The 6,008-nt window shown below is 71.7% G+C and carries 4 protein-coding genes; all 4 read left to right on the top strand.

The genetic code is table 11. The features are described from left to right. Window positions 1–291 precede the first annotated feature (291 nt). Window positions 292–2,100: a GmrSD restriction endonuclease domain-containing protein gene (locus tag AC2CJA_RS22935; protein ID WP_484604577.1), complete on the top strand. Its 1,809-nt coding sequence runs from the start codon at window positions 292–294 to the stop codon at window positions 2,098–2,100. Further along, on the top strand, window positions 2,097–3,152 hold the full coding sequence (locus tag AC2CJA_RS22940) for a CBS domain-containing protein (RefSeq protein ID WP_484604578.1): 1,056 nt from the start codon (window positions 2,097–2,099) through the stop codon (window positions 3,150–3,152). Before AC2CJA_RS22935 ends, AC2CJA_RS22940 begins: the two co-directional genes overlap by 4 nt. A 270-nt stretch (window positions 3,153–3,422) precedes the next feature. After that, window positions 3,423–3,743 carry a trypco2 family protein gene (locus AC2CJA_RS22945; protein ID WP_484604579.1) on the top strand — a complete coding sequence of 107 codons (321 nt, stop codon included), beginning with the start codon at window positions 3,423–3,425 and terminating at the stop codon, window positions 3,741–3,743. 54 nt (window positions 3,744–3,797) lie between these two features. Next, a partial coding sequence (locus AC2CJA_RS22950) for a P-loop NTPase (RefSeq protein WP_484604580.1) occupies window positions 3,798–6,008 on the top strand: 2,211 nt, incomplete at its 3' end.

The raw sequence follows: 6,008 nt of genomic DNA on the forward strand, positions 1-6,008 counted from the left end.
GCCCCGGCCACCGGGGCGGGGCGGCGAAAACGCGCCGGATGTCGCCTCGCGCCGGGTGCCGCGCGCGAGGCGTTCCGGCGAACCGGGTGTTCCCCTCGTACTCCCTTGAGCACGGGTTTCCCGGCACCGGAGCGGCCGGGCCCGGTCGGCGGCCCTTCGCGCGCACCCCCGACACCCTGGCCGGATCCATGCGGCGGCACGGGAGGAGTGGAAGGAGGTTTTGACGCTCCATCAAGTCACTTGCTGCAATCGTCCTCCGCACAGTCCGGCCGAACGTGGGGGAGAGACGGCGTGGCGCTCGACAGTCCGAAACTCAAGGACGTCCTGAGGGACGTCGCCTCCGGGGTCCTCCAGCTCCCCGACTTCCAGCGCGAGTGGAAGTGGGACGACGAGCGCATCCGGGCGCTCATCGCCACCGTGACGCTCGACTACCCCCTCGGCGTGGTGATGGCCCTGGAGACCGGAGGCAAGTCCCCCTTCAGACCCCGGACGATCAAGGGGGCCGAGGGGGAGGGGGACAGGGTGCCCGACCTGCTGCTGCTGGACGGCCAGCAGCGCATGACCTCGCTCTTCCAGGCACTGCACCGCGACAGTCCGGTCGAGACGGTCGACACCCGCGGCAAGCCCCTCAGGCGCTGGTACTACGTCGACATCGCCAAGGCGGTCGGCGCGCCCTCCGAGCGCGACGAGGCGGTGGTCTCCGTCCCGGACGACCGAGTGCTGAGAACGGGCTTCCCCCGCAGGGTCGCACTCGACCTGACCACGCCCGAACTTGAGTGCCGGGCCGGCTACTTCCCCATTCACCTGGTGTTCGACACGCAGAAGGTGAACGCCTGGAAGAGGATCTTCGTGGGGATCGCCGACGAGAACTGGGACCTCTGGTCGCAGTTCGAGGAGAACGTCCTCAACAACGTGAAGTCCTTCCAGGTCCCGATGATCAAGCTGGCGGCCTCCACCACCATGGACGCGGTCTGCGCCGTCTTCGAGCGCGTCAACACCGGCGGCGTCCCCCTCAACGTCTTCGAACTCCTCACCGCCACCTACGCCGGCGACCAGGAGTACGTCGCACGGAACGGCGAGTACTACCGCCTGCCGGACGTGTGGCACGCGATCAAGGGGAAGCTGACCTCCGCCCACCCGGTCTTCGGCCGCATGGAGGCCGGGGTCGAGGACGGTCTCAGCAGCAGCGACTTCCTCCAGGCCGTCGCCCTGGTGCGTACCTGGGAACACAAACAGGAGGAGCCGCGCGCCGCGGTCTCCTGCAAGCGCCGCGACCTGCTGGGACTTCCGCTGGCCGACTTCGACCGCCTGGCGCCCCGCCTGGCCGACGCCTTCCACTGGGTGGGAGCCTTCCTGGAACGACAGTGCATCGTCCGCGCCGCCGACCTGCCCTACCGCACCCAGCTCGTCCCGCTGGCCGCCGTGCGGGCCATCCTCGGCGAGGAGACGGACGAGCCCGGGGCCGAGGAGCGCGTCGACCAGTGGTACTGGTGCGGGGTGCTCGGCGAGATGTACGGCGGCTCCACCGAGAGCCGCTTCCCGCGCGACGTGGAGCAGCTCATCGCCTGGCTCCGCGACGCCGGCGCCCCCGCCCCCGACACGGTGTCCGAGGCGGCCTTCCTCGACGACCGTCTGAACAGCCTGGCGACGCGCAACAGCGCCGCCTACAAGGGCGTCTACACCCTGCTGGTCAAGCAGGGCGCGGTTGACTGGCACTTCACCGAGGCCCCGCTGACCCCGGCCCGCCTGGTCGAGCAGAACGTGGACGTGCGGCAGATCTTCCCCTGGAACTGGGTCGTGAAGAACGCGCCCGACTACGCCTGCCGCGCCAACTCGATCGTCAACAAGACGCCGCTGTCCCTGCGGGCCGGCCGCAGCATGGTGGGAGCCCCGCCCGCGTACCTGAAGACGCTGGCCCAGGAGTCGGGCATGCGTCCGGAGTGGTTCGACGACGTGCTCGCCACCCATCTCATCGACCCCGCCGCCCTCCACGAGGGCGACTTCGAGCGCTTCTACGACAGCCGCGCCAAGCAGCTCCTGGAGCTGGTGAAGTCGGCCATGGGCAAGCAGACCGTCTTCCGTGAGACGCAGGGCCGGTGAGCGAAGTGCCCCGCAACCCCTCGGGCGATGAACTGCGGGCCCTCGGCGGCCGGACGCTCACGGTCCCCGGCCTGCTGGAGGTCTTCGGCGTGCGCAGGCGCGACGACCAGACCGTCCTCCACATCAGCCAGGCCCTCAAGGACGCCGGCCTGGCGACGGACCCGGACTTCGCCTCCTGCCGGCTGCGGGATGAGTTCCGGGTGGTGTTCCTGGAATCCGTCTCGGGTACGGCGCCCGACAACGCCGCCGGGGAGGAGGACGAGGGGCTGCCCTGGGGCGCGCTGCCCCAGCAGCCCTTCACCATCGGCGACATCCCGGCCGCCCGGCGCGGCGTCGAGTGCGTCGCGTCCGGCACCCCGCTGACCCGGGCGACGTATCTGATGCAGACCAAGAACTACTCCCAGGTACCCGTCCTGGACGGCGACTCCGCGCTGAAAGGCGTCGTCACCTGGCGCTCGGTCGCCATGCTCCACGCGACGGGGAAGGACCCGGAACTGACCAACGCGGTCGAACCCGACCCGCCCGTCGCCCAGGCGTACCACGAGTTCTTCTCCCTGCTGCCCGTCATCAGGGAGCACGGCTACGTGCTGGTCCGGGAGAACGACGGGACGGTCACCGGCATCGTCACGGCGGCCGACATCACCGAGCGCTTCGACGACATCGCGCGCCCGTTCTTCCTCGTCGGCGAGATCGAGCACCGGCTGCGCAGGTGTCTGGGCCCGAAGATCCCCGCCGAGGCCGTCAAGGCCGTCCAGAGGTGGGAGAAGACCGGTCGGCTCACGGACCTGATGTTCGGCGACTACGTCAAGCTCCTCGACGGCGACCAGCGCAACAGGCAGGGGCACCGCATGGAGGCGGCGTGTGCCGCCGCCGACCGCAACTGGGCGGCGCTCGACTGGTCCGAGGCGGTGGACCGTGTCGAGTTCGTGCGTCAACTCGACCGGGTGCGGGGCATCCGCAACAAGATCGCCCACTTCGACCCCGAACCGCTGCCGCCGGGGAAGAACGAGGAACTGCGCCAGTTCGTCACCCTGCTCCGCCGGCTCACCTGAGCCGGCCCCTGCGGGGGCACCGCCCGCTCCGGGCACGCGGTCCTCGAAACGGGTGGCGGGCCCGAGGGCGGCGGAGTGCGAGGCGTGCGGGCTCGAGGCGGGCGTCATCCGCGTCGTCTCCCCCGGCTGTGAGGTCGGCGCCCCGCTGATCCCCGGCAGTTCGCCGTATACATCTCATCGGGCGGAACTTTGACGTTCAATCATGAGTAATGAGTCAAGGGACCCTCTCGCCCGGCCGGGAGAGAGGGACTTCAGGATCGGGGGTCACAGATGAGCGGTGCGGGCGAGGAGTGGATGGACCTGGCGGACGCGATCACGCTGCTGCGGGATCAGATCGCCGAGGCCCAGAACAGGATCGCTGCTCCGGCAGGGGAGGGCGACAAGGGGGTGCTGTTCACACTGGGGGAGATCACGCTGGACCTCGGTCTGGAGCTGACCGGCACCAAGGGCGTCAACGGCGGGCTGCGCTGGAGCGTGGTCAGTCTGGGCGGGAAGAGGGAGAGCGGTCGCAAGGCCACCCACACGGTGACCGTGAAACTGACCCCGCACCGGCCCGGCGGCGGCGACATCGACGTCAGCGACGAGGAGTGAGCCGGCCTGTCACCGGCACACCGCACATGACAGGGCGGGGAACGGGGGAACGCCGTGGAGTTCGACCGCCGGGTACAGATCCGGGTGAACCGTCTCAAGGACGGTGGGAGGAGCACGGGCTTCGGAACGGGCTACCTGATCGCGCCGCGTCTGGTGCTGACCGCCGCCCATGTCCTGGACGACATGGACCAGGCAGGCGGGCCGGGCACGGTGACAGTGTGCCCGCCCGACGCCGGTGAGCGACGGTTTCGTGCGACGGTGCGCTGGCAGCGCACCGATCCGGTCGTGGACGCCGCGCTGATCGAGGTCACCGACGGCCAGGGCTGGCAGATCCCGCGGTCCCTCGCGGATCTGCTGGCCCGGCCGCCCCAGCGCTACGGGCTGCTCGTCGGCACCCGGCCCCACCCGGTCACCGCGACCGGATTCCCCCGCATGCAGAAGGACCCCGACGACGGCCGGCGCCTGGACGAGCAGCTGACCGGCCTCATCGCCCCGGGCAGCGGGGCGCTGGCCGGCCGCTACGAGATCTCCAGCACCACCCCCACCCACCAGGGCCCCGCCGGCGGCGGCACCCGCTGGTCCGGCATGTCCGGAGCCGCTCTCCTCGCCGACGACGGCTACGGCGGCGACATGCTGTGCGGCGTCGTACGCCGCGACCGCCGGGCCGACACAGGCGGCAGCCGCCTGACCGCCACCACCGCCGCGAACCTCCTCGCCGACGACGGCTTCCGCGCCCTGGTCACCGAGCACACCGGCTGGGAACCCGTCCTGGAACCCGTCGAACCCGCCGCCCTGCTCACCCCGGCGGCGTCCGAACGCCTCCTGGACTCGCCCGCCGCCCTCCTGCGCGCCGACGCCGAGGCCGTCGCCTTCCACGGCCGCGACAGCGAACTCGCCGACCTGCGCGCCTGGTGCCTGGACGGCCCGCCCACGATCGCGGTCCAGGTGCTGACCGGACCCGGCGGACAGGGCAAGAGCCGCCTGGCCCGCCGCCTCACCGACCTCCTCGGCCACGACGGCTGGGCCACCGGACACCTGCGTCCCGAGCTCACCGACCACAACACCCCGCCCGATCTTGCCCTCCTGGCCACCGACCTGCCCCTGCTGATCGTCGTCGACTACGCCGAGACCCGCCCCCGCCTGCTGCGCCGCCTGATCACCGGCCTGCGCCGCTCCCGCCACCGTGTCAGGCTGCTGCTGCTCGCCCGCTCCGACGGCGAGTGGCGCACCGACTCCACCCTGCGGGAGGCCGACGCACCCACCCGCAGACTCCTCAAAGAAGCCCGGCCCGTCGAACTCGCCCCGCTCATCCCCCGCAGCCGCCCCGCCCAGGACCGCCACGCCGCGTTCACCCGCGCCGCCGGCGACCTCGCCCGCCTGCTGCCGCACGTCCACACCGTGCCCGACCACGACTGGAGCGCTCTGGCCGCGTCCCTCCGGCCGCCCGACGACCTCAGCCACCCCCGCTACGACAACGCCCTCACCCTGCAGCTGGCCGCCCTGGTCACCCTGCTGCAGCACGGTCCCCGGCCCGCCGAGGCCCCACCCGGCGCCCCGGCGGAGGAGATCCTCCTGGAGCACGAAGCGCGCTTCTGGGAGGACAGCGCGGAGGCCCCCGCCTTCAAACTGAACCTGCCCACCACCACCCTGGCCACCGCCGTCGCCGTCGCCGCGCTGTGCGGGGCCACCACCGCCGACGCGGCCGCACAGGTCCTGGGCACCGTCGCCGACCTGCCCGCCGACAGGACGGCCCGTACCGCGAAGTGGCTGGCCCGGCTGTACCCGGCCGAACCCGGCCGCTACTGGGGCTCCCTCCACCCCGACCGCGTCGCCGAATACCACGCCTCCCAGATCCTCGAAGAAGACGGCATCACCCTGCCGGCCCTCCTCGCCGCAGGAACCCCCGCTCAGCAGGCCCAGATCATCACCGTGCTGGCTCGCGCCGTCATCGCCCACTACAACGCCGACCGGACCGCCGACAGCGAACACGCCCTGCACACCCTGGACACATCCCTGGACACCACCCCGCTCGACTACGAGGCCGTCAGCTCGGCCTCGGCCGCACTCCCCTACCCGTCCCGCGTCATCGCCCCACTCGCCCTGCGGCTCACCAGCAACCTCGCCCAGGCCAACCAGCAACTGGCACAAGCCGACCCCGCCGCCTACGAGCCCGACCTCGCACGCTCGCTGTCCAACCTCGGCATCCGGCTGTCGGAGGCCGGGCGCCGGGCCGAGGCCCTGACCGCCACCGAAGAGGCGGTGGAG

This window comes from Streptomyces sp. ATLC9 (assembly GCF_057196705.1).